Genomic DNA, 21,337 nt, shown 5'->3' with positions numbered 1-21,337 from the left:
GAAAGTATTCAGGAACAGAACTGCTCAAGGCAGTCCATTAAATGTTGATGGCTAAAACCATCCGTCACCACAGCATGACCAATAGAGTCCAAAAGCACCAGCCGCAACTGGCCATCCAGCACTTTTTTATCCACTGCCATTAGCTCAAGAAAGCGATTCGGGTTGATACCAGAAGGAGGCATCACCGGCAGGCTGGCACGATCAAGCAAATATACAAGCCCATCGACGTCTTCTCTGGATATATGGCCTTCCCGGCAGGAAAGATCAGCCGCCATCACCATACCAGCTGCCACCGCTTCACCGTGCAGCCAGGAGCCATAACCGGTATGCGTTTCTATTGCGTGACCAAAGGTGTGCCCAAGATTGAGAATGGCACGAATACCGGACTCAGTCTCATCCGCCTCGACCACTCTGGCTTTGTCCTGGCAGGATTGATGGATTGCATAGGAAAGCGCCTCCGGATCACGATCCAGCAAACGCCCAATGTTTTCCTGCAACCACTGATAAAATGGTTTATCGCAAATCAAACCATATTTGATCACTTCTGCCAGTCCTGCTGATAGCTCACGGTCAGGTAATGTGTTCAGTGTCAGCGTATCGATAATGACGGCATTGGGCTGATAGAATGCACCGATCATGTTTTTACCCAGAGCATGGTTGACCCCGGTCTTCCCCCCCCCACTGAAGAGTCAACCTGGGAAAGCAGTGTCGTTGGTACCTGAATAAAATCCACACCCCGCTGATAGCAGGCCGCAGCAAAACCGGTCATATCTCCAATAACACCGCCACCCAACGCCAGTAATGTTGTTTTGCGGGTATGCCGTTCCTGCAACAGCTGATCGAAAATAAGGTTGAGTGTTTCGAGGTTTTTATACTGCTCACCATCCGGCAAGGTAATGACCGTCAAATCATAATTTGCCAGGGTGCGCTTAATGAGATCCAGGTAGAAAGGGGCGATCGTCTCGTTGGTGACAATGGCAACACGCCGACCTTTAATGTAAGACTGGAAATAGTCAGCGTTTGACAAAAGATCGGAGCCGATAAAAATGGGATAGCTTCTATCTCCCAGATCGACTTTAAGTTCCAGCATGGTAGATGACTCCCTCACTGTTTTCCCAAACCAACCGTTTGAATGATTTTTTTTATAACTTGCCGGGGTGACATGGTGGCCGTGTCCAGAACAAGGTCTGCGATCGACCGATACAGTGGGTCACGCTCTTCCAGCAACCTGGTCAGAACCTCTGCACGGTCTGCCCGCTGCAACAATGGTCGTCGCTTGTCTTTTTCCGTTCTCTGCAATTGAATTGCTACCGGGGTACTCAAATAAACCACAAACCCATTGGTGCTCAACTGTCGTCTGTTTTCCAATCGGCCAACAGCTCCCCCACCGGTTGCCATGACGACGCCTTTCTGAGTGCAAATATCTTCGATGACCTGGGTTTCCCTGTCCCGAAACCCCAGCTCGCCTTCAACATCGAAAATCCAGGGAATATCCGCGCCACTGCGTTCTTCAATCACATGATCCGAGTCAAGAAAGGGTCGAGCCAGCTCTTTTGCCAGCATCCTGCCAATGGTACTTTTGCCTGCCCCCATGGGACCAATAAGATAGATATTTGTTAATGGCATGCTCTTTGCCAGCCTGACTTCCTGCCTGTGTGCAGCGAGCGTAGCGCATCGTAAGCAGTGATGACAACAAAAAACGGGAGCCAGGAGCCTGTCCGAGAATAGCGCCCGTAGCGAGGATGGCAGAAAATTGAGGATAAAAATTTCGTTTTGTGAGGTGAATAGCGGGGCTATTTGCCGAACAAAACGGAATTTTTAGACCAATTTGCTGCCACCGCAGTAGGGCAGTCTATTCTCGGACAGGCTCCCAAGGCTCCCGTCAGAGATTTTAAAACCTGCTATATGCCAGCAGTTTAACGCAATGAAACACCTTCAGTAATAATTCTGGGCGTTATAAAGACCAGAAGTTCTTCTTTATCATCACTCTCTGTTTTATTGCGGAACAAACCACCGACCAGGGGAATATCACCCAGGACTGGTACTTTGATAACACCTTGTTTTTTACTCTGCTTAAAGACACCACCAAGAACGACTGTTTCACCATCTTCAACCAGAACCTGGGTAGTAATCTCATTGGTAGAAATAATTGGAACGTTATTGGATGCCTGATCAGTGGTATCGTCATTATTGATCTTGATATCCATAATAACTCGACCATCCGGGGTAATCTGAGGTGTCACTTCCAGCCCCAGCACCGCATCCTTGAACGCAACAGAAGTGGCCCCACTGGAGGTTTTCTCTTCGTACGGAATTTCTTTACCTGATTTGATTATCGCCGTTTTCTTATCGGCGGTAATAACTTTTGGCTGTGAAATGACTTCACCGCCGCCATCACTCAACAGCGCAGACAGCTCAAGGTTCAAAATCGTGCCACCATTGGTGGAGAAGCCGATAGCAATAGCACTTGAAGCCCCTCCAGTGACACTCAGGTCAGTAAATACATCATCATCCTGCCCACCACCAATCGAGAGATCCCTGTTATCGCCCTTGAGCACATCATTTTTTGACCCACTCCACCTAACACCCAGTTCTTCCTGGAAGTTGGAGCTGAGTGTCACGATACGAGCCTCAATCATCACCTGCCGAATTGGAATATCCAGCTGATCGATCAAAGCTCTTAATTCATCCAGCTTGGCCTGCGTATCCTTGATCAACAGACTATTGGTTCTTGCCACCACCTGAACCGAGCCCCTCTCTGTCAGCAGGCTGGCACCTTCTGCGCCTTTCAGTACCGTGGCAATTTCTTCAGCGTCGGCGTAATTAATCTGAACCAGATCGGTATATACCGGGGCTAACTCACGAATCTGTTTTTCGTTCTCCAGCTGCTCACGTTCACGTGCAGCAATTTCCGCTGCCGGTGCCACGGTAAGAACATTGCCTTCCAAACGCTTATCGAGCCCTTTAGCCTTAAGCACAATATCAAGCGCCTGATCCCAGGGAACATTTTGCAGTCGCAGGGTTACATTCCCCCCAACCGTATCCGATGCCACCAGATTCAGATCGGTAAAATCAGCGATCAACTGAAGCACCGCCCGGACTTCAATATCCTGAAAGTTTAACGACAGCTTATCTCCTTTATAGGAGAGCCCTGCTTTTCGTCTACTGCGATCTTTAGGGTCTGGAGCCTTGACACTGACAGTCAGCAAGTTGTCTGTCTGATAGGCCAGATACTCAAACTCTCCCTTGGGCTCTATGGTAATAATGCTGTTACCATCCTCAACAGCGGCATCAATAAACTTGATCGGTGTAGCAAAGTCGATAACATCCAGGCGATTTCTCAGGCTCTGTGGCAATACATTGCCCTGAAACTCCAGACGGATACGCCCACCCTGCTCATTCATATCCATCGGAATCCTGGCATCGGACAGGGCGATGATAACCTCGCCCTCACCATCATCACCTCGCTGGAAATCAATATCGGTAATACCTCTTCGCATTTCTGCAGCTTGATAGGATGACTGATTCCGCTGAGGTAACTCCCTTTGCACCGCCGTGGTGCTGTTATTCTCGCCAAGGTAAATGCTCAGCGTCCTGCCATCAGCCTGGGTGCTGAAGCGGGTAGGCTGCTGAAGATTAATAACCAGGCGGGTTCTGTCTCCAGCCTCAAGCACAGTCACACTTTTGGCATTATTAAAACCAATCTCGTTGTACTTGGGGAGTTCACTGCGGGTAAAAGGCAGGTCTATGGAAATCCGGGGAGGCTTCTCAATGCTGTAGCCATGAGCAACCGGTGCCGCGCCATCAAAGCTCAAACGTATCTCAACCATCTCACCCGGCAATGCCGCTGTATCGATGTTTTTCAGGGTGACACCCCACGCGGAAATAGGCAACATGGCCAGCAACGTATACAGAAGCCCTCGGACAGCCCTGGCCTGCAACAGGGGACTAATATTCATCTAACTTACCTATTTCAGAATTAGAATTGTTTTTTTCATCGGCATCACTGTTAAATAATCCAGCCCATTCCGCCACTATGGCTAAAAACCATACCCGCTCATGCTGAAGCATCCCCCAGATAAAAAAAGCCGTCCATCCCTGAATACAGTCGACTAACTCAACACAGCCAGCCGCGCACTGTCAACCGCTCAGGGTGTGACAGCAGCATCCTTGCTGGAAATATGATGATTAATTCACAATAAAGGAAATAAAATCACTGATTATTAAAATTAACGCGGAGAACTCTTGGTCGCTCAATCCAGTAACCTGGACCAGCAGGAACAATCTCGGTCACACGCAACTCCTGGTCATCGAGGTAAGTAATACGACCATGGTTACGCCCCAGGTAATCACCCACACGAACCCGGTGAACACCGTCAGAGCCACGCACCAGCCCCCAGAATCCTTCGTCGTTACTGATAGAGCCTACCAAACGAAACGAGTCCAGTTCAAACTGTTCCAGGTACTGCTTAACACGGTGTGGGTCTGGCTTGATGTTGCTATTGAGCTGTTCCTTGGTCAGTTCAATTTTCACCGGCTGCTTAAAAGGACTGCGCAAGGCAGATGCCTGATAAGTAAACGCCTCATAAGGCCTGAACTTGGGCAATGGCTCAATATTACCCGTAGGACGGGCCCTCATCTCAGCCATATAGTCATCAATATCCTGGTACCCATGACGGCCACCATCCAGACATCCGGAAAGAATCAGCGCAGCACCGGCAACAAAGACAAGTTGAAGCAGCTTCATCATAGCCCCCCCTGATCATTGTAGCGGTAAGTTTTTGCAAGGATGTTCATGGTTAACTGACCATTCTTGCCCGGGCGAATCTCAAAATCATGCAGGGTAACTATTCGCGAAAGACTGGCGACACCACTGACGAAGTTACCCAGATCATGGTATGTGCCCGTCACGCCAATGCTGATTGGCAGCTCTATATAAAAGTGGCTGACATTTTCATCCTGAAGTTTTATTTCTTCGATCTGAAGACCTGCTCCACGCCCGGTAAAGGTAATGTCTTCAAGCAGCCCGGGCACCTCTGTATCACTGGGCAGCTGTTTCACCAGTGCACCAAACGAGTTTTCCATTTCCGCCATCTGTTCGCGGTAGGCCTGCAGGTTTGCCGACTGAAACGCCCTGATTCGATACTGCTCCCGTAAATCCTGCTCTTTACTGGCAGCAGCATCATACCGCTTCTGCAAACCGGTCAGGTGAAACTGATAACCAAGCCCCAGCACTAATGCCAGAGTCAGAATACAGACAAAGACCCTGGCTCCCAGAGGCCATGAACCAATGTTATCGAAATCAATGTCATTCAGGTCAAGCTCATTCAGCTTTTGTATTGAATCTGCAAGGCTCATAGTCCCCCCTTGGCCTGAGTGGGATTGATCTGCTTAACCGTTAGATCAAACTCATTCCAGCGCTGGCTGTTAGCCGCTACTTTCCTGACCGCTGTCAGATTTGGCTCAGCAAACCATTCAGAGTTATCGAAGTTTCTCATCAAGGCAGAGATACGATTATTGGACTCGGCAACCCCGACCAGCGACAGACGATCTCCCTCCAGGGTTATCTGCTTGAAATAAACCCCTTCAGGAACCACATGTGCGACCTGGTCAAATATGCGAACAATCACAGGGCGGTTGCCCTGCAGGTTTTGAATGACCTGCATCCTCTCCAGCAGTTGTTCTTTTTTGGTTCTCAGGTCCTTGATTTCACTGATCCGCTGATTAAGCTGCGTAATTTCATTTTGCAGATATTGGTTACGGCTCTGCTGCTGACTAATGTTATTGCTGATATAAAGATCACCGATAAAGACCAGGCCAATACCAGCCAGCACCGTTATCGCCCAGAGGGCAATGAAACGCTGTTTGCGCTCTTTCCTGAGTTCTTCACGCCAGGGTAAAAGGTTAATTCTTGCCATCAGTCGAAACTCCTCATGGCAAGGCCACAGGCGATCATCAGCGCCGGGGCCTCAGTGGCCAGTTGGTCCTTATCCACTTTCCCGGCCATGGACATTCCGGCAAAAGGATTTGCCAGCCTGGTCGGGACCCCCAGTTTGTCCTGAATCATTTCCGCCATACCCGGGATTGATGCAGATCCTCCTACCAGGGCAATGGCATCCACATCATTGAACTGGCTGGATGAATAAAAGAATTGCAATGAACGTGATACCTGCTGAACCACCGTTTCCCGGAAGGGCTCCAGAACTTCAGGTTCATAATCATCAGGCAGCCCCCCTTTACACTTGGCTTTCTCGGCTTCTTCAGGGGTGAGCCCGTAACGGCGCTGAATCTCATCAGTCAACTGCCGTCCACCGAATAACTGCTCACGGGTGTATACGGTTTTACCCCGGCTGATCACATTCAGTGTGGTTTTCGTGGCACCAATATCGACGATAGCCAGCACCGGATCCTGATCTGGCAGGTCAAGCTGGCCATCAATCAATTCGCACGCTCGCTCCATGGCAAAGGCTTCGACATCAACAACCCTGGCCGTTAATCCACCAAGTCGAAGTGCCTCTTCGCGCATTTCAACATTGTCACGACGGCAGGCTGCCAGCAAAACTTCAACCCGCTCGGGATTTTTTTCGTTCAGACCCTGAACTTCAAAGTCGATGGCCACTTCATCCATGGCGTAGGGAATATACTGATCTGCCTCAACAGAAATCTGGGTTTCCATCTCATCTTCACTGAGGGAAGCATCCATATCGATGGTTTTGGTGATAACGGCAGCGCCTGACACCGCAACGGCGGCGTTTTTCAGGCCAGTTCTGGATTGGGAGAGAGCTCTTGCAACGGCTTCACCAATGACATCAACTTCATGAATATTATTTTCAACCACGGCTCCTGGCGGAAGGGGCTCAACACAGAAAGCTTCGACCCGGTAAACACTGCCTTTCAGCCCTAACTCAATGACTTTGACAGATGTCGAGCTTATATCCACCCCTAACACGGCATTTGATTTTTTCTTCAGCAGCCCTAACACTGGTGCAATCCTTGATTATTAGTTATAAGATCAACGGCCTTAATTTAATAACAGTCTGTATACTTTCGCAATTACAGTCGCCATTCAGCCAACTCTAAACACTGGATTTTTAAGGAAGACCCTCGGCAACCCAAGACGGTGTCGCGTACAGGAAAACCACATTTTCAGCTGATGGCCATTTCACCATATAATACTCAGTCACGAACGGCTGTCAGGACGACTCTTGTTATGACAAGACAGTTCAAAGATGTCACAACTTCAGCCGGTGGCCTTCGCTTAATCAGGATGCCCTAACAGCATGAAACGGTCGGTTAAACTTCTTAAATTCCTGCTCTGGTCACTAGTAACAGTAGCCAGTGGAATTCTGCTTGTCAGTGCCAGTGCCTATTTATACCTCAGTCCTTCGCTACCTTCTGTGGAGTCATTGCGGGACGCCAAATTACAGACACCTCTGCGAGTTTACTCTCAAGATAATCTGCTCATTGCCGAGTTCGGCGAAAAACGCCGGTCACCCATTCAGTTTGAAGACGCCCCCATACACCTGATCAAAGCCTTTATGGCTGCCGAAGACGACCGTTTTTATTACCATCCCGGCGTTGACATCATGGGCCTGATGAGGGCCGCTGTGCAACTGGTCAGCACCGGCAGCATTCAGTCCGGTGGCAGCACCATAACAATGCAGGTGGCCAAGAACTTCTTCCTGAGCCACGAGCGGGTATTCTCGCGAAAATTCAATGAAATCCTACTCGCTTTGCAAATAGAACAGCAACTGTCCAAGGATGAAATCTTTGAACTCTATCTCAATAAAATTTACCTGGGAAACCGCTCTTATGGTGTCGAGGCCGCCGCACAGGTTTACTATGGCAAAGCCATCGATGAGTTGAATCTGGCCCAGATTGCCATGATTGCCGGTCTGCCAAAAGCACCTTCCCGCTATAACCCGATCAATGACCCCAAACGGGCCCTGATCCGACGGGACTGGATCCTGGGAAGAATGAAAGATCTTGGCTACGTCACCCATGAAGAATATAGCAACGCCGTCAGCCAGCCGGTTACTGCCCGCTATCATGGTGCAAAAATCGAACTTGAAGCGCCTTATATCGCCGAGATGGTTCGACAGCAAATGGTTGAGCAATACGGTCTGGATGCCTACACCGAAGGTTTTAAAGTCTACACCACCACCAGCAGCGAGCTGCAGAATGCGGCCAACCTTTCGGTAGCCCAGGGGTTAATGGCCTACAACGAACGCCATGGTTACCAGGGCCCGGTCACCAACCTGTTTGATAATATTCCGGAAGAGGGCTGGCAGCAGCGCATCAATAAAACTCCATCGCCCGGCATTCTATTACCCGCCATGGTCACCCGGGTTGGCGAGGAAAACGTTGAAATTGGTCTGAAAGACGGCAACAGCGGTAAAATCAGTTGGGAAAATCTGAGCTGGGCAAAGCCTTTTCTGACCGTAAACAGCGTTGGTCGTACACCTGAAACACCGGCGGATGTTGTGAGAATCGGAGACCAGATCTGGGTCAGGCTTACAGAAGATGGCAATTATCGTCTGGCCCAGGAACCACAGGCACAGGCAGCCCTGATTTCCATGCACCCGGAAAATGGTGCAATTCTGGCCTTGGTGGGAGGGTACAACTTCTATGACAGCATGTATAACCGCGCCACTCAGGCCATTCGTCAGGCAGGCTCATCATTCAAACCCTTTGTTTATGCAGCAGCCATTGCTAACGGCATGACTGCGGCAACCATCGTCAATGATGCACCAATTGTCTTTGATGATGCCAATCTTGAAGATAGCTGGCGGCCCAATAATGACAATATGAAGTTCAACGGCCCCATGCGTCTGCGTGAAGGTCTCTATCGCTCCAGAAACCTGGTCTCTATCCGTGTTCTGCGTCAGATGGGTATCAGCAAAACCGTTAACTATCTTAAGCAGCTGGGTTTCAAGGAAGAGTCTTTAAGCCGTGATCTGTCACTTTCCCTGGGCAATGTTTCCATGACACCGCTGGAACTGGCTTCTGGCTATGCAGTTCTGGCCAATGGCGGTTTCCGCATTGAGCCCTGGTTTATCCAGCGAATTGAAACCGCTGATGAACTTATTTTTGCCGCCAACGCAGCAATAGCCTGCAATGAAAGCTGTATCGCCAGCCTGAATCAAGACACCATGAAGAGTGCAGAAGAGCCCCCCTTTTTCAGCGATCCAGAGCTTGAAGAAATGCTGATTCAGGAAGACACTTTGCTCACTGAACCCGACGATCAGCCGGTAATCGCCCAATCCGTTATGTCACCCCGAGTGAACTACATCATGAACGACATCCTGAATGATGTCATCTGGAAAGGCACCGGCAGACGCGCCCGGGAATTAAAACGGCAGGATATCGCCGGTAAGACCGGAACCACCAATGACAGTAAAGATGCCTGGTTTGTTGGCTTTAACCCGGATGTCCTGACTGCCGTATGGGTGGGTATGGACGACTTTTCAACCCTCGGGCGCTGGGAATACGGAGCCAATGCAGCTCTGCCCATCTGGATTGACTATATGCACACCGCCCTGGAGGGCAAACCGGAACATAAACCGGCACAGCCGGAGGGCATGATCACCCTGAAAATTTCGCCAGAAACCGGACAGCTTGCCCTGCCCGGAGATCCCAACGCTATTTTTGAAATTTTTCTCCAGGAAAATGCCCCGCAACAATACAGTGATGAAGGGCTGCCATCTCTTGGCGAGATAGACCATGAGTTTTCACCGGAAGATCTGTTTTGATATTGATCAAATATCCGCAACAGAGTTCAGAGGGTAATGGCCAGGGTATTCCGCCCTGGCAACGCCAGAGTCAACTGCGGCCTGAGCCACAGCGGCAGAAACCCTGCCGAGCAGTCGGGAATCCATAGGTTTGGGAATGATATAGTCCGGACCAAAACTCAGCTTGACGCCATCGTATGCCTTCATTACCACTTCCGGGACAGGCTCTTTTGCCAGCTCCCGGATGGCATTAACAGCCGCAATTTTCATCGCTTCGTTAATGCGTGAAGCGCGAACATCCAATGCCCCCCGGAAGATAAACGGAAAACCAAGGACATTATTGACCTGATTCGGATAATCTGAGCGCCCGGTAGCCATAATGACATCAGGACGAACCTCCTTAGCCAGCTCAGGACGAATCTCCGGGTCAGGATTGGCACAGGCAAAAACAATCGGGTTGTCAGCCATTTTCGCCAGCTGTTCCGGAGACAACAGGTTAGCACCGGAAACGCCAAGAAATGCATCTGCCCCATCAATGGCGTCATCCAGTGTGCGGCAAGGCGTTTCTACAGCAAACATCGCCTTGTACTGGTTCAGATCATTCCGTTCTGAATGAATGACGCCCTTACTGTCCAGCATGAGAATATTTTCTGGCTTGAAGCCGCAGCTGATCAGCAGTTTCACACAGGCAATGGCCGCCGAACCGGCCCCCAGGCAGACCAGCTTTGCCTCTTCAATATCCTTTCCGGCAATCTCAAGGGCATTAAGCATGGCCGCTGCCGTTACAATCGCGGTACCGTGCTGGTCATCATGGAAAACCGGAATATCACAATCTTCAATCAGACGACGTTCAATTTCAAAACACTCAGGTGCTTTGATATCTTCCAGATTAATACCGCCAAAGGTACAGGCAATTCGCTTCACCGTATCAATAAACGCCTGCGGACTCTCAGATTCCACTTCAATATCGATCGAATCAACCCCGGCAAAACGTTTAAACAGCAGAGCCTTGCCTTCCATAACCGGCTTACTGGCCAGTGCACCCAGATTACCCAGACCAAGAATCGCTGAACCATTACTGATTACCGCAACCAGATTACCTTTGCCGGTATAACGGTAGACATCCTCTGGATTTTCGGCAATCGCCCGCACCGGCTCCGCGACACCCGGGCTATAGGCCAGTGAAAGATCCAGCGCGGTCTCTGCCGGCTTGGTAATTTCAATCGAAATTTTTCCAGGTTTTGGAAGAGCGTGATAATCAAGTGCAGCTTGCTTCTTTTCCATGAGTTTTTTACTGATATGGGGGAGGAGGTTATATGAAGGCCCAGAATATATGATGGAAATGGGGGGAACAAGGTCAATTGGTAAAATATCAGGCCATACAAAAAAGGCGACTGCAAAACAGTCGCCTTTTTAAACCTTTCGGTCGGTAAGCTGTCAGCTCGATTACTTGCGAGCGCCCAGCTTGCCAAAACGCTTGTTGAAGCGCTCGATACGGCCGCCGGTATCCATCACCTTCTGAGTGCCGGTGTAGAATGGGTGGCACTTGGAGCAGACTTCGATGCTCAGAGGCTTGCACAGCGTAGAGCGAGTTTTGATTTTGTTACCGCAGCTGCAGGTAACTTCGATTTCTTCGTAGTTAGGATGGATATCCTGCTTCATTTGAGCTTCCTCGAACTGGTGTATGCCGCCACCTGACTCTCAATGGAGCCCTGGTGTTATCAGGCTCGGGAGACAGGCACCGCAAACGGAACCCACCCCAGCATAATGAGCTGAGAGGGTAAAGAGCGGTGGATACTACCAGAGATTATGGCGGAGGGAAACAGTCTTATGTTCGTCCCATATACGTAGTTTTCAAGCCATTATCCGATCATCAGCACAACCTGCAATGACAAAAAAAACAGTACACAACAATTAACAAATTACCGTTTCAATTCTTTTACCTTCCACTCTGTTTCAGAAGAGAAACTATTGGATAAAAACAGACATCCAGAAAAAGTCTGACGAAAACCGGCGACAGAGCCCTTGAGGCAGTAGACTGGATATCCATCGTCAATATTAATGAAACCACAAATAACAGTGCCCCACTGTGTCCGGTGAATACCATGAACATAGAATGCATGTATTTTTATGATATTGACCTGGTGTGGGCCGCCAGCAGGCAGGGCTATATCGGAATACACAATGTGCTGCAAGCCAACGAAACTGATTCACCTCCTCCATATGATCTGGCATGGGCAGCCGTGAATGGGCAAACAGAGGCCGTCAACGAACTGCTGGCCAATGGCGCGGTTCCCAGTCTGTCTACCTATGCCTTATCGCTGGCAGCCGGCCAGGGGTATGCCGACATCGTCGATATTCTGATGGCCCACGGTGCCACTGTGCATCAGTCACCGGATGCATTGGTGTGGGCCGCCCAGAATGGTCATATTATGATTTTCAACACACTGCTGGCCAACGGTGCTACTCCGCACCAGTCACCAGACGCCCTTGTAAAGGCCGCCAAAAACGGGCACACCGACATCGTTGACATCCTGCTGGCCCACGGAGCCGTACCCAGCCACACTCCATTTGCCCTGTCACTGGCGGCCCGGAATGGGCATGCCGGGATCGTCGAAACTCTGCTGGCCAACGGAGCCACCCCCCAACAATCACCAGAAGCACTGATGTGGGCTATCCAAAAGGGTCACAGCACGATTGTCAACACCTTGCTGAGCCATGGAGCCGACCTTAACCAGTGCCCGAAGGCCTTAGAGTGGGCCGCCGAGAGTGGCCAAGTTGAGACGGTCAAGACATTGTTGAACAAAGGAGCCCTCCCGGAGGATTGTCCAGAAGTATTGGTGCATGCCTCAAGAAAGGGACAGCTTGAGATCGTTAACGCTCTGTTAGCCAAAGGTGCCAATCTCCATCGGCCGCCAGCAGCCCTGGATTATGCCGTAACTAATGGGTATGCCGAGATCACCAGCGCATTGCTGACCACCGGAGCCACACCTCAACAGTTATCCAAGGCCCTGGTCTGTGCCGCTACAAGAGGACATGCAGGGGTCGTCCACACTTTGCTGGCCTACGGTGCCATCCCACACCACTCTCCAGATGCCCTCGTGATTGCCGCCCGTGAAGGTCACATTCAGGTTGTCAGCATGCTGTTGGCCAACGGTGCGACTCCCCATCAGTCTCCTGAAGCCCTGGTCCAAGCCTCCTCGAATGGCCATGTCAGTATCGTTAAAACTTTACTGTCACACGGAGCCAACCTCCACCAGTCACCAGCAGCCCTGGCCTGGGCATTCAGGAAAGGACAAACCGAAATCACTTACCTTCTGCAAAACCACATACCCGAGTTACAATGCCAACAACCAACGCCTCTGCAACTATGCATACGAACGTGCATCCGCAACCGATTGATCGAAAATCTGAACATCCGCGGGCAACCGGTGCGGCCAGCAATTGAAGCACTGCCACTGCCCGATCAATTGAAGAAGTTTATCTATAACCCACTGCTTCCAACACCTTCCTGAAACACTGAGACAGAAGAGATCAAGGTGGATAACCTCAAACCAGCCGCCCCGGTTTCTGTTCATGCCAGCTTTCAGTTCCTGTATCATCTCCCCCATAGAAATACCACGATGGAACCTGAATGAGCAGCAAACCGGCGGACAATTCTGACGCAGCAAATGATCAAGCAACCACCGAACAGTCCGTCTCCGCCAGGCTTATCGCAGGAAAATTTATCAGAGTCGCCATCCCTTCGCCTCTAAGGCAATTGTTCGACTACTTACCACCAGACACGCATTCTGCCACGGCCATTCGCCCTGGCAGCCGAGTTATCGTGCCTTTTGGCCCACGGCAAATGGTGGGGATTGTGCTCTCCATCGAATCCGCCACTGACATTCCTGCCAATAAGCTGAAACAAGTCATCTCTGTGCTGGATGAAGGGGCTCTTGTACCAGAGGATATTATCCAGCTATGCCAGTGGGCAGCCCGTTATTACCATCACAGCATCGGAGAAACCCTGCATCAGGCTCTGCCGAAAAACCTGCGCCTGGGAAAACCGGCATCCACCGGCAGCATTCCTTTCTGGTACCCCCTGGTTGAACCGGACAGTGAGTTACAAAACCAGCTGAAGCGCTCAAAAAAGCAGCTGGCCGCCCTGACCCTGATTGGTGAAAATCCTGACGGCATCAGCGCCACGGAGCTCCATGAATACGGTTTCAGCAAGAGCACTCTAAAAGAGCTGGTCAAAAAAGGATTAATCCATTCCCGGGATGTTGAGCCTTCCCCACGCCTGTTTACCGAAACCACCAACCCACTGAAGTCTGCTCACCTTCAGCTGAACGAAGAGCAGGCCTTTGCCTGTGAAGCCATTACCGATGGCCTGGGATCCTATCGCACTTATCTTCTGGAAGGCATCACCGGCAGCGGCAAAACCGAAGTGTACCTGCAGGCTATTTCAGCAGCATTGGCCAACGGTAAGCAGACATTAGTGCTGATTCCGGAAATCGGCCTCACGCCTCAGACGGTCAGGCGCTTTCGTGATCGTTTCAAGGTACCGGTTGCCTGCCTGCATTCGGGGCTCAGCGATGGTGAACGATTACAAGGCTGGCTCGAAGCGGCCAGGGGCACGGCTGGCATATTGATTGCCACCCGTTCAGGCATTTTCACCCCAATGCCACACCTTGGGCTTATTATTGTTGATGAGGAACATGACGGCTCTTATAAGCAGCAGGAAAGCCTGCGATATAACGCCAGGGATCTTGCCATATTCCGCGGCAGCCAATGCCACTGCCCGGTCGTCCTTGGATCGGCAACCCCTTCTCTGGAAACGCTACACAATGCGCATCAGGGAAAATACACCCAGCTTCACCTGAAGCAGAGAGCAGGGAATGCGCGTCCACCCGCCATGGAGCTGCTGGATATGCGCCACCAGGTTCTGAAAGACGGCTTATCCACAGAAATGCTGCAAAGAATGGCTGCTCATCTTGGACGAGGCAATCAGGTGATGGTTTTCCTGAACCGTCGTGGCTATGCGCCATCCATGATCTGTCAGGACTGCGGCACCATTATCGACTGCCCGCACTGCGATGCGCACATGACCATTCACCGTTACCCTCCCCATATGCACTGCCATCATTGCGATCTGCAACAGGCCATCCCATGGCAGTGCCCATCGTGCCGGAGCCGAAAGCTTCAACCTGTAGGCCAGGGTACGGAGCGGACAGAGCAGACCCTCAGCCAACACTTCTCCGGTTATCCCGTGCTGAGAATCGACCGGGACACCACTCGCAGAAAACAGGCGTTGAGCGATATGCTGGAGGAAGTGCAGTCCGGCAGACCCTGCATACTGCTGGGCACACAGATGCTGGCGAAAGGTCACCACTTCCCGAATGTGACCCTGGTTGCCATCGTCAATGCCGATGCCGGGCTATTCAGCTCTGACTTCAGAGGACCGGAAAGAACCGGCCAATTGATTATGCAGGTGGCGGGGCGATCAGGACGGGGGAATAAGCCCGGACAGGTTATTATTCAAACCTATAATCCCGAACACCCTGCGCTCCAGCTTCTGTCCATGAACGACTACAGCCGTTTTGCCAGCAGTCTGTTTATGGAAAGAAAAAGCCTGAATCTTCCCCCACAGGGATATTTAACCCTGGTTCGGTCAGAGTCGGTTAACCAGGGGGAAAGTGAAACCCTGCTCTCAGCGTTGAGGCACTATGCTGAGCGGGCAGCCGAAGGCAGCAATGTTCGGTTACTGGGTCCGATTCCAGCCCCCATGGAAAAGCGTCAGGGACGCTACCGCTGGCACCTTCTTATCCAGGGAAAAAGCAGAAATCATTTACACGCGGTGGTGAGTAGCGTTGTCAGCTACCTGGAAAGCCACCGGCTTCCCAGACAACTGAAGTGGACGGTAGATATTGACCCTCAGGAGATGAGCTAGAGCATCCGCGATATGGCCTGAATTTGTCCCCGCTGGAAGTTCTGCATGGCACTTTTTCGGGCAAAGTCGAGATATCTCCGGATTTCACTGTCCTGCAGGGATTTATAAGTGTAGAGAAAGATATCTCGCATTCTTTCCGGCATATCTTTCCGGATATAGGGCTTCTCCTGAGCTTTCAACACCTGGGCAGGTCTCATTGGCTGCTCGGCACCTGCGGGCATGACCTCCCGAAGCATTCGCTGGGCTCCCACTGAAGCACTGGCAGCCAGCTCGGTACTCAGCTCAACAGCATCAAGTGCTTCCATCAACTCTTCTATTAAAATTATCCGGTTATTTCTGGGCAGCTCCGCCGACAGTTTTTCCCGAATATACATCTCCATTTTTGCCTGATTGGCAGGATCACTGGCTTCAGCCTCAAGGCGGAGAATTTTCTTACCCAGGGGCGATCCGAACCAGTCAATTAACCGGTCCAATTCACCCACCGACAACGCTTCATCCAGGGTTACTTTCATGGAAGCCCGAAAAAAGTCGGGACTGTAACGAATTTTGACCACCTGATTGACCGTATCTACAACTGGCTCAGGAATCGGATATTTCTGCTGCTGAAGAGTCATACTGTCGTGTATCCAGTCAAGCTGACGTTCCAGTCCTGTCTGGTCATAAAGTTTATCCAACAGCTGATGCTTTGCAGGTGATGCCAATGCATTGGCAGTAAAAAGCAGGGGAGCGAACAAACCTACAACTACTAATCTCTTTCCGTCCATAGTCAGAGCCGTGTTGATACCGTTTATTGTGAAACAGTCAGTTAATTTGTACCAACTCACTGTAGAGGGTGAGCGACAGTGACAGTGTTATCACTAAACCACTCACCCTTACCATACTCTGTTGAGTATCAGTCGTAAAGTTTACTGACGATGGCCGTTACCGCCGTCTCGACCCGTAAAATACGTGGTCCAAGGTGGATCCTTTGCAACCCGGCCTGTTCCAGTTTATCCACTTCATAGTCAATAAAGCCCCCTTCCGGACCAATAGCCAGCACAGCAGGCCCGGAAATCTGATGCGGGCAGCTCTTCCCCCCTAGCGGATGAGCCACCAGCCCCAACTTTCCTTCCACCAGGGTCGGCAAACGATCTTCCACAAAAGGTTTGAAACGCTTTTCCAGAATCACTTCTGGCATGATCGTATCCCGGGCCTGTTCAAGACCCAATATCAGCTGCTCACGCACTTTCTCGGGGCTTAACCAGGGGGACTGCCAGAAACTTTTTTCAACCCGATAACTGTTCATCAGGATAATCTTTTTAACACCCAGCGCCGTCAGATGCTGGAGTGAACGTTTGAGCATTTTGGGCCGGGGTAAAGCCAGCAGAACCGTCAACGGCAAGGCCGGAGGGGGAGGCATATTCAGCTCCACTTCAAGACGCATTATTTCTGAAGACAGATGAGTAATTTTCCCCGTGCCCATCTTGCCATTCACCAGGCCAACACGCAGCACATCGCCTGCACTGGCCTGATGAACGTCCAGCACATGCCTTAACTGTCGCTGGTCCAGCTCTGCATGCCATTCATCAATAAAGTGTTGTTGCTCAAGGAGGAGGAGATTCATCTAAACAGCCATACGCTGATAAGCCAGTTAATCAGCAGGGAACTGAAACTGACACATTCATATAAAAGGAAAATCAGAGTGCTTAAAAAGCGACGCCTTTCCGATAATCATCCACAAGCCGGTCAATCTCATCAAGTACCCGATCAATGGCTGCCGACGGTAGCCTGATCTTACCAGATACCAGCTCATCCCTTAACTCATCCACAGACAAATAATTACTCGAAAGCGATGCTTTAAGTGGGTGAAAAACCGGATCAGAGAGTAGCCAGAGCAGGCCGTTCTGGACCACCTCAATGGGAACATCAAATGGTGAATGCTGGTAAATGTGGTCAGAATTCAACGCTTCCTGACCACCTGAGAAGTGGGGATATGGCATACTTCCTCCCTGAAACAACCGTATCATAGGATAGCATAGCAACCGTCTGGGCGACCCCGTCTGGGCAAGCAGATAGTGAGGATGGTAAAAATTGAGGAAAAAATCCTGTTTTTGAGAGGAATCAGTGATTCTAATAGCCGGGCAAACCTCACCTTCAGATCAATTGGCTACCTCGCAGGACTGAATGGATGCTGGAGCCGCGAAGATCATGCCATTCGCGGACAGCTTTCCGTGGACTTACTCAAAAAAATTCTCGTCATTCTGCATATCTAACTTCCCCATAGGCATGAGAGGTAGCAGAAGCACAGCTTCATTAGTACGATCAGTAATCTGGTCACGCGGACAACCCAAATCTCTTTGATTCTGGACCAGAGTATCTCGAATAGACCCCTTGCAGATATCTCTCAGGCTAGAGGCCTGAGTATCTGGCATCGACCGGAGTAAGCTGATCATCTCTTCCGATTGGGCTACAGTTATTGCTGATTTCCTACCAGTGTTCACATTGCATCTGCTAGCGACGGCTACGGCGATTTTACTCTTCTGGTCAGGCAATACTGAATTGTGCTTGCTCACCACATACTCCAGCAGTTTATCCATACTGTTTTTGCCTGCATATTCAAGCCAGGTAAATTCTTTTTTATCTCTCTGATTGCCATTTACGCCATGCTCCAGCAACAAACAGGCTATCATGCCGCCGAAGACGTTATTGTTCTTTTTAGACATACACAGCCGATGCAATGGTGTCTGGCCAGACTTATTGAGTGCCATGACATCCGCTCCCAGCGTCAATAAGGTCTCTGCCGCACCCAGTCCATTATTACCGGCGGCAATGTGCAATGGCGTATTGCCATGTCGATCACGGCTATTAATGATATCAGTGGAACGATCAGTACCGTCAATGCCAGCACCCCCCTGCTCCGCCATACGCTTGATCAATCCGGGGAAGTTGTACCTGGCGGCATGATGAACAGGCTGGCAGCCATTGCGATCCGCTGTATGCTGATTGGCTCCCGCCCCAAGCAAGGCCTCCAAGCCCAGAAGTCTTGCTTTGTGCTCTTCAGGCTCACTGGCAAAACGACAAACGAATTTGGCTTTCTCAACCCTGGCTCCACAAAGCAATGCCAGTGGCGTAAAACCATTTCCATCAACAACATTGATATCTGTTACCTGTCCCGTGGCGATGATAGCTGCCACCGCCTCTCCATTGCCTGATATGGCCGCTGAGTGCAATGGATTACAATCTCGCAAGTCACCGGCAGAAATCTGTGTATTCAAATCAACACCATTAGAAAGGAATTTCTGAATCTGCTCCAGCTTAACCACCTTATGACTCTCCAAGTCAACACATAAACGCCTGGTTAAAAGAACCCTACCGGGTTCAATAGCTGGCATTACATCCGGTAAAGCACTGACACCGTTGACATTACCATTTGCCGGGGCCTGGCTCTGCCCTGACCCGAAAGACATGGATTGTAGATCGGGCGCAATATCGCTGCATATATCTCTGTAAGGATTCATCTGTCACCTCAGGTAATCTACCTGTCATCATTCAATCTTTAACTTGATGATAAATATGACCGACGAAACAGGAAAAAGTTCAATACTTCTTCGCCTAAAGTGATAACCGTCATGCTTTAAGACAACTGTAATGAGCATTAAAACAGAGTGCTATGCTTCCGCCTCATCTGGTTTCCGGCTTTTCACAAACCGGGCAAAGAGAATTCCGCACTCAAACAACAGCCACATCGGAATGGCCAGCAGAGACTGTGAAATAACATCAGGCGGCGTCATGATCATACCGATCACAAAGCAGCCAACCACCACGTATGGGCGCTTTTCCTTGAGGCTTTCGACCGTAGTCACCCCCGACCACACCAGCAGAACCGTGGCCACAGGGATTTCAAAAGCGATACCAAAGGCAAAGAACAACTTCAGGATAAAATCCAGATAACTGTTGATATCCGTCATCACGGTGACTGACTCAGGGCCAACCGTGGTGAAAAACGAGAAAATCAAAGGGAAGACCACATAATAGGCAAAGGCAATACCCAGGTAAAACAACACAATACTGGCAACCAGCAGAGGAATTGCGATGACTTTTTCATGCCGATACAGGCCAGGCGCAATAAAGCCCCATGCCTGATGGAGAATAAATGGAATCGCAATAAACAGCGACAGTACAATGGTCAGCTTAAAGGGTGCCAGAAAGGGTGAGGCCACCTCGGTGGCAATCATGGTACTGCCTTCCGGCAGGCTGGCGCGGAGCGGTTCCGAGATATAAACGTAAATATCATTGGCAAAATAAAACAGCCCGGCAAAAACCACCAGCACGGCAACCAGGCTTTTCAGGATACGCCCGCGCAACTCAAGGAGGTGCTGAACGAGAGGCTGCTCTTTATCCTGACCTTTTGATGTCTGTTGAGAATCATCCGACGTTTGTTGTGACATAGTTTACCAAACCCGTCGTAAAGCATCGCCCAATCGGGCGGTGATATAAGACAGGAGCGCACAGAGCGCTCCGCTTGAGTGTTTGTTCATTCCTTGCTAACTTTATCCAGTCTTTTGTAGACCTACCGTCGGGCAGACGGGATGTAAAGTCTGCGGAGTTCGTGTGAGACTTGGGGAGCATGGAGCTAGGTGCCCCCGTTGATTCGCCATCGTAAAAGCTCCCACTGTGGAACTTTTATGCGATAACCAAGCCTAGGCGGCCCCACCTGTTCCCTGAGCTACGGACCGTGAAACAGAAACGTTCTTGAGCGATCAAGAACCCTCGCCCGCCAGGGCGGGGAGTGTCAGTTACTGCCCTTTTCCTGAGACAGGCGAGCAGAGGTGTCATTCACTGCCTGTTGGTTAACACTGCCATCTCCACTCACTGAGCCACCGTCAACCCCGGACGAGGTATTTACACCGGAAGACGTCTGGTCTTCGGCAGGATCAATGCTCACAGACTTTTTCAGATCATTGATCTGACTCTGAAACTGTTCACGAGTTTTATTCAACTCTTTCATGACAGCTTCATTGTGCAATTGCTGTTTGATTCCGTCGGCATCAATCTCCCGCTCAAGCTCCTCTTTGACGGACTGAAAACTGCGACGAATTTTGCCCACCCAGTAAGCGGTTGTCCGGATGGCCTGAGGCAGGCGCTCCGGACCCAGCACCACCAGGGCAATTACGGCAACCAATAACAACTCTGTAAAACCTATATCAAGCACAGCGAACTATCACACCTCTCGATCGCCACTCAATTACCAAAGGGTAGCTGTAGCTCCCCTGCAAGAGGGGATCACACCTGGCTCAAAAGAACAGCTTTCGCCAGAAAACCGGCCTGAAAGCCCTTTTATACAGTCAAGACTGCTTATGCCTGGACTTTTCCAGGTCAGACTCCAGATTACGCTGCTCAACAGAGCCAGCCTTCAGCTCAGGCTTCCCTGAGTTTTTTTCATTATTTTTCTCACCTTCCGACTCTTCATCAGAGCCCAGTGCTTTTTTAAAACCTTTTACTGCACTGCCCAGATCACTGCCCATTCCGCGAAGCTTTTTCGTACCAAAAAGCATCACTACGATCAACAGAATGATCAGCAACTGCCAGATACTGATGCCACCAAAACCCATTTTCTACTCCTTCAGCTCTCCATAAAAGCTGATCAAATAATACACAAAGAGAGGACATATTACCCCATTCCATCACCAGGAGC

General features: G+C 50.4%; 18 protein-coding genes and 1 pseudogene. 3 read left to right on the top strand and 16 right to left on the bottom strand.

The features are described from left to right. Nucleotides 1-8: 8 nt before the first annotated feature. The 7 genes and pseudogenes from aroB to O3276_RS22230 form a co-directional block, all read right to left on the bottom strand. Nucleotides 9-1,090: pseudogene (gene aroB, locus O3276_RS22260) on the bottom strand (3-dehydroquinate synthase). A 14-nt stretch (nt 1,091-1,104) separates the two neighbouring features. After that, nucleotides 1,105-1,626 carry a shikimate kinase AroK gene (aroK, locus tag O3276_RS22255; RefSeq protein WP_101745020.1) on the bottom strand — a complete coding sequence of 174 codons (522 nt, stop codon included), beginning with the start codon at nt 1,624-1,626 and terminating at the stop codon, nt 1,105-1,107. Between the two features lie 290 nt (nt 1,627-1,916). Next, nucleotides 1,917-3,959, bottom strand: a complete 2,043-nt coding sequence (locus tag O3276_RS22250; protein WP_269673267.1) for a type IV pilus secretin PilQ — start codon at nt 3,957-3,959, stop codon at nt 1,917-1,919. A gap of 254 nt (nt 3,960-4,213) precedes the next feature. After that, nucleotides 4,214-4,750 (bottom strand): pilus assembly protein PilP, encoded by a 537-nt coding sequence (locus tag O3276_RS22245; RefSeq protein ID WP_269673266.1) that lies wholly within the window; start codon nt 4,748-4,750, stop codon nt 4,214-4,216. Next, a complete protein-coding gene (locus O3276_RS22240; RefSeq protein WP_269673265.1) occupies nt 4,747-5,358 on the bottom strand; it encodes a type IV pilus inner membrane component PilO in 612 nt (203 codons plus the stop codon). The genes O3276_RS22245 and O3276_RS22240 overlap by 4 nt, the downstream gene beginning before the upstream one ends. Next, nucleotides 5,355-5,918: a PilN domain-containing protein gene (locus O3276_RS22235; RefSeq protein ID WP_269673264.1), complete on the bottom strand. Its 564-nt coding sequence runs from the start codon at nt 5,916-5,918 to the stop codon at nt 5,355-5,357. The genes O3276_RS22240 and O3276_RS22235 overlap by 4 nt, the downstream gene beginning before the upstream one ends. Next, entirely contained in the window at nt 5,918-6,982 is a 1,065-nt protein-coding gene (locus O3276_RS22230) for a pilus assembly protein PilM (protein WP_101745016.1), read from the bottom strand. The genes O3276_RS22235 and O3276_RS22230 overlap by 1 nt, the downstream gene beginning before the upstream one ends. Before the next feature lie 298 nt (nt 6,983-7,280). Here O3276_RS22230 and O3276_RS22225 point away from each other — a divergent pair, with 298 nt between their 5' ends. Further along, nucleotides 7,281-9,752, top strand: a complete 2,472-nt coding sequence (locus tag O3276_RS22225) for a penicillin-binding protein 1A (RefSeq protein WP_269673263.1) — start codon at nt 7,281-7,283, stop codon at nt 9,750-9,752. 6 nt (nt 9,753-9,758) lie between these two features. On the opposite strand, the gene O3276_RS22220 is transcribed toward O3276_RS22225, so the two are convergent. Beyond that, a complete protein-coding gene (locus tag O3276_RS22220) occupies nt 9,759-11,015 on the bottom strand; it encodes a malic enzyme-like NAD(P)-binding protein (RefSeq protein ID WP_269673262.1) in 1,257 nt (418 codons plus the stop codon). A gap of 162 nt (nt 11,016-11,177) precedes the next feature. After that, nucleotides 11,178-11,393 carry a 50S ribosomal protein L31 gene (gene rpmE, locus O3276_RS22215; protein ID WP_101745013.1) on the bottom strand — a complete coding sequence of 72 codons (216 nt, stop codon included), beginning with the start codon at nt 11,391-11,393 and terminating at the stop codon, nt 11,178-11,180. 443 nt (nt 11,394-11,836) lie between these two features. Between rpmE and O3276_RS22210 the strand changes: the two genes are divergently transcribed. Together O3276_RS22210 and O3276_RS22205 are read left to right on the top strand one after the other, a co-directional pair. Beyond that, nucleotides 11,837-13,246 carry an ankyrin repeat and SOCS box protein gene (locus O3276_RS22210; RefSeq protein ID WP_269673261.1) on the top strand — a complete coding sequence of 470 codons (1,410 nt, stop codon included), beginning with the start codon at nt 11,837-11,839 and terminating at the stop codon, nt 13,244-13,246. 119 nt (nt 13,247-13,365) lie between these two features. Further along, nucleotides 13,366-15,663, top strand: a complete 2,298-nt coding sequence (locus O3276_RS22205) for a primosomal protein N' (protein WP_269673260.1) — start codon at nt 13,366-13,368, stop codon at nt 15,661-15,663. On the opposite strand, the gene O3276_RS22200 is transcribed toward O3276_RS22205, so the two are convergent. The 7 genes from O3276_RS22200 to tatA form a co-directional block, all read right to left on the bottom strand. Beyond that, a complete protein-coding gene (locus tag O3276_RS22200; RefSeq protein WP_269673259.1) occupies nt 15,660-16,337 on the bottom strand; it encodes a DUF2059 domain-containing protein in 678 nt (225 codons plus the stop codon). The genes O3276_RS22205 and O3276_RS22200 overlap by 4 nt on opposite strands. A 218-nt stretch (nt 16,338-16,555) precedes the next feature. Beyond that, nucleotides 16,556-17,266 carry a 16S rRNA (uracil(1498)-N(3))-methyltransferase gene (locus tag O3276_RS22195; protein WP_269673258.1) on the bottom strand — a complete coding sequence of 237 codons (711 nt, stop codon included), beginning with the start codon at nt 17,264-17,266 and terminating at the stop codon, nt 16,556-16,558. Between the two features lie 82 nt (nt 17,267-17,348). Continuing rightward, nucleotides 17,349-17,642, bottom strand: a complete 294-nt coding sequence (locus O3276_RS22190) for a hypothetical protein (protein WP_269673257.1) — start codon at nt 17,640-17,642, stop codon at nt 17,349-17,351. 237 nt (nt 17,643-17,879) lie between these two features. After that, nucleotides 17,880-19,160 carry an ankyrin repeat domain-containing protein gene (locus O3276_RS22185; RefSeq protein ID WP_269673256.1) on the bottom strand — a complete coding sequence of 427 codons (1,281 nt, stop codon included), beginning with the start codon at nt 19,158-19,160 and terminating at the stop codon, nt 17,880-17,882. A 150-nt stretch (nt 19,161-19,310) separates the two neighbouring features. Then, nucleotides 19,311-20,090, bottom strand: coding sequence for a twin-arginine translocase subunit TatC (tatC, locus tag O3276_RS22180; RefSeq protein WP_269673255.1), 780 nt, complete (start codon nt 20,088-20,090; stop codon nt 19,311-19,313). Between the two features lie 344 nt (nt 20,091-20,434). Continuing rightward, nucleotides 20,435-20,854 (bottom strand): Sec-independent protein translocase protein TatB, encoded by a 420-nt coding sequence (gene tatB, locus O3276_RS22175; protein ID WP_269673254.1) that lies wholly within the window; start codon nt 20,852-20,854, stop codon nt 20,435-20,437. A 133-nt stretch (nt 20,855-20,987) separates the two neighbouring features. Further along, nucleotides 20,988-21,254, bottom strand: a complete 267-nt coding sequence (tatA, locus tag O3276_RS22170; RefSeq protein ID WP_269673253.1) for a twin-arginine translocase TatA/TatE family subunit — start codon at nt 21,252-21,254, stop codon at nt 20,988-20,990. Nucleotides 21,255-21,337 lie beyond the last annotated feature (83 nt).

This window comes from Endozoicomonas sp. GU-1, from assembly GCF_027366395.1.
Classification (GTDB): Bacteria; Pseudomonadota; Gammaproteobacteria; order Pseudomonadales; family Endozoicomonadaceae; genus Endozoicomonas.
This window is presented reverse-complemented; position numbering and strand designations above follow the sequence as displayed.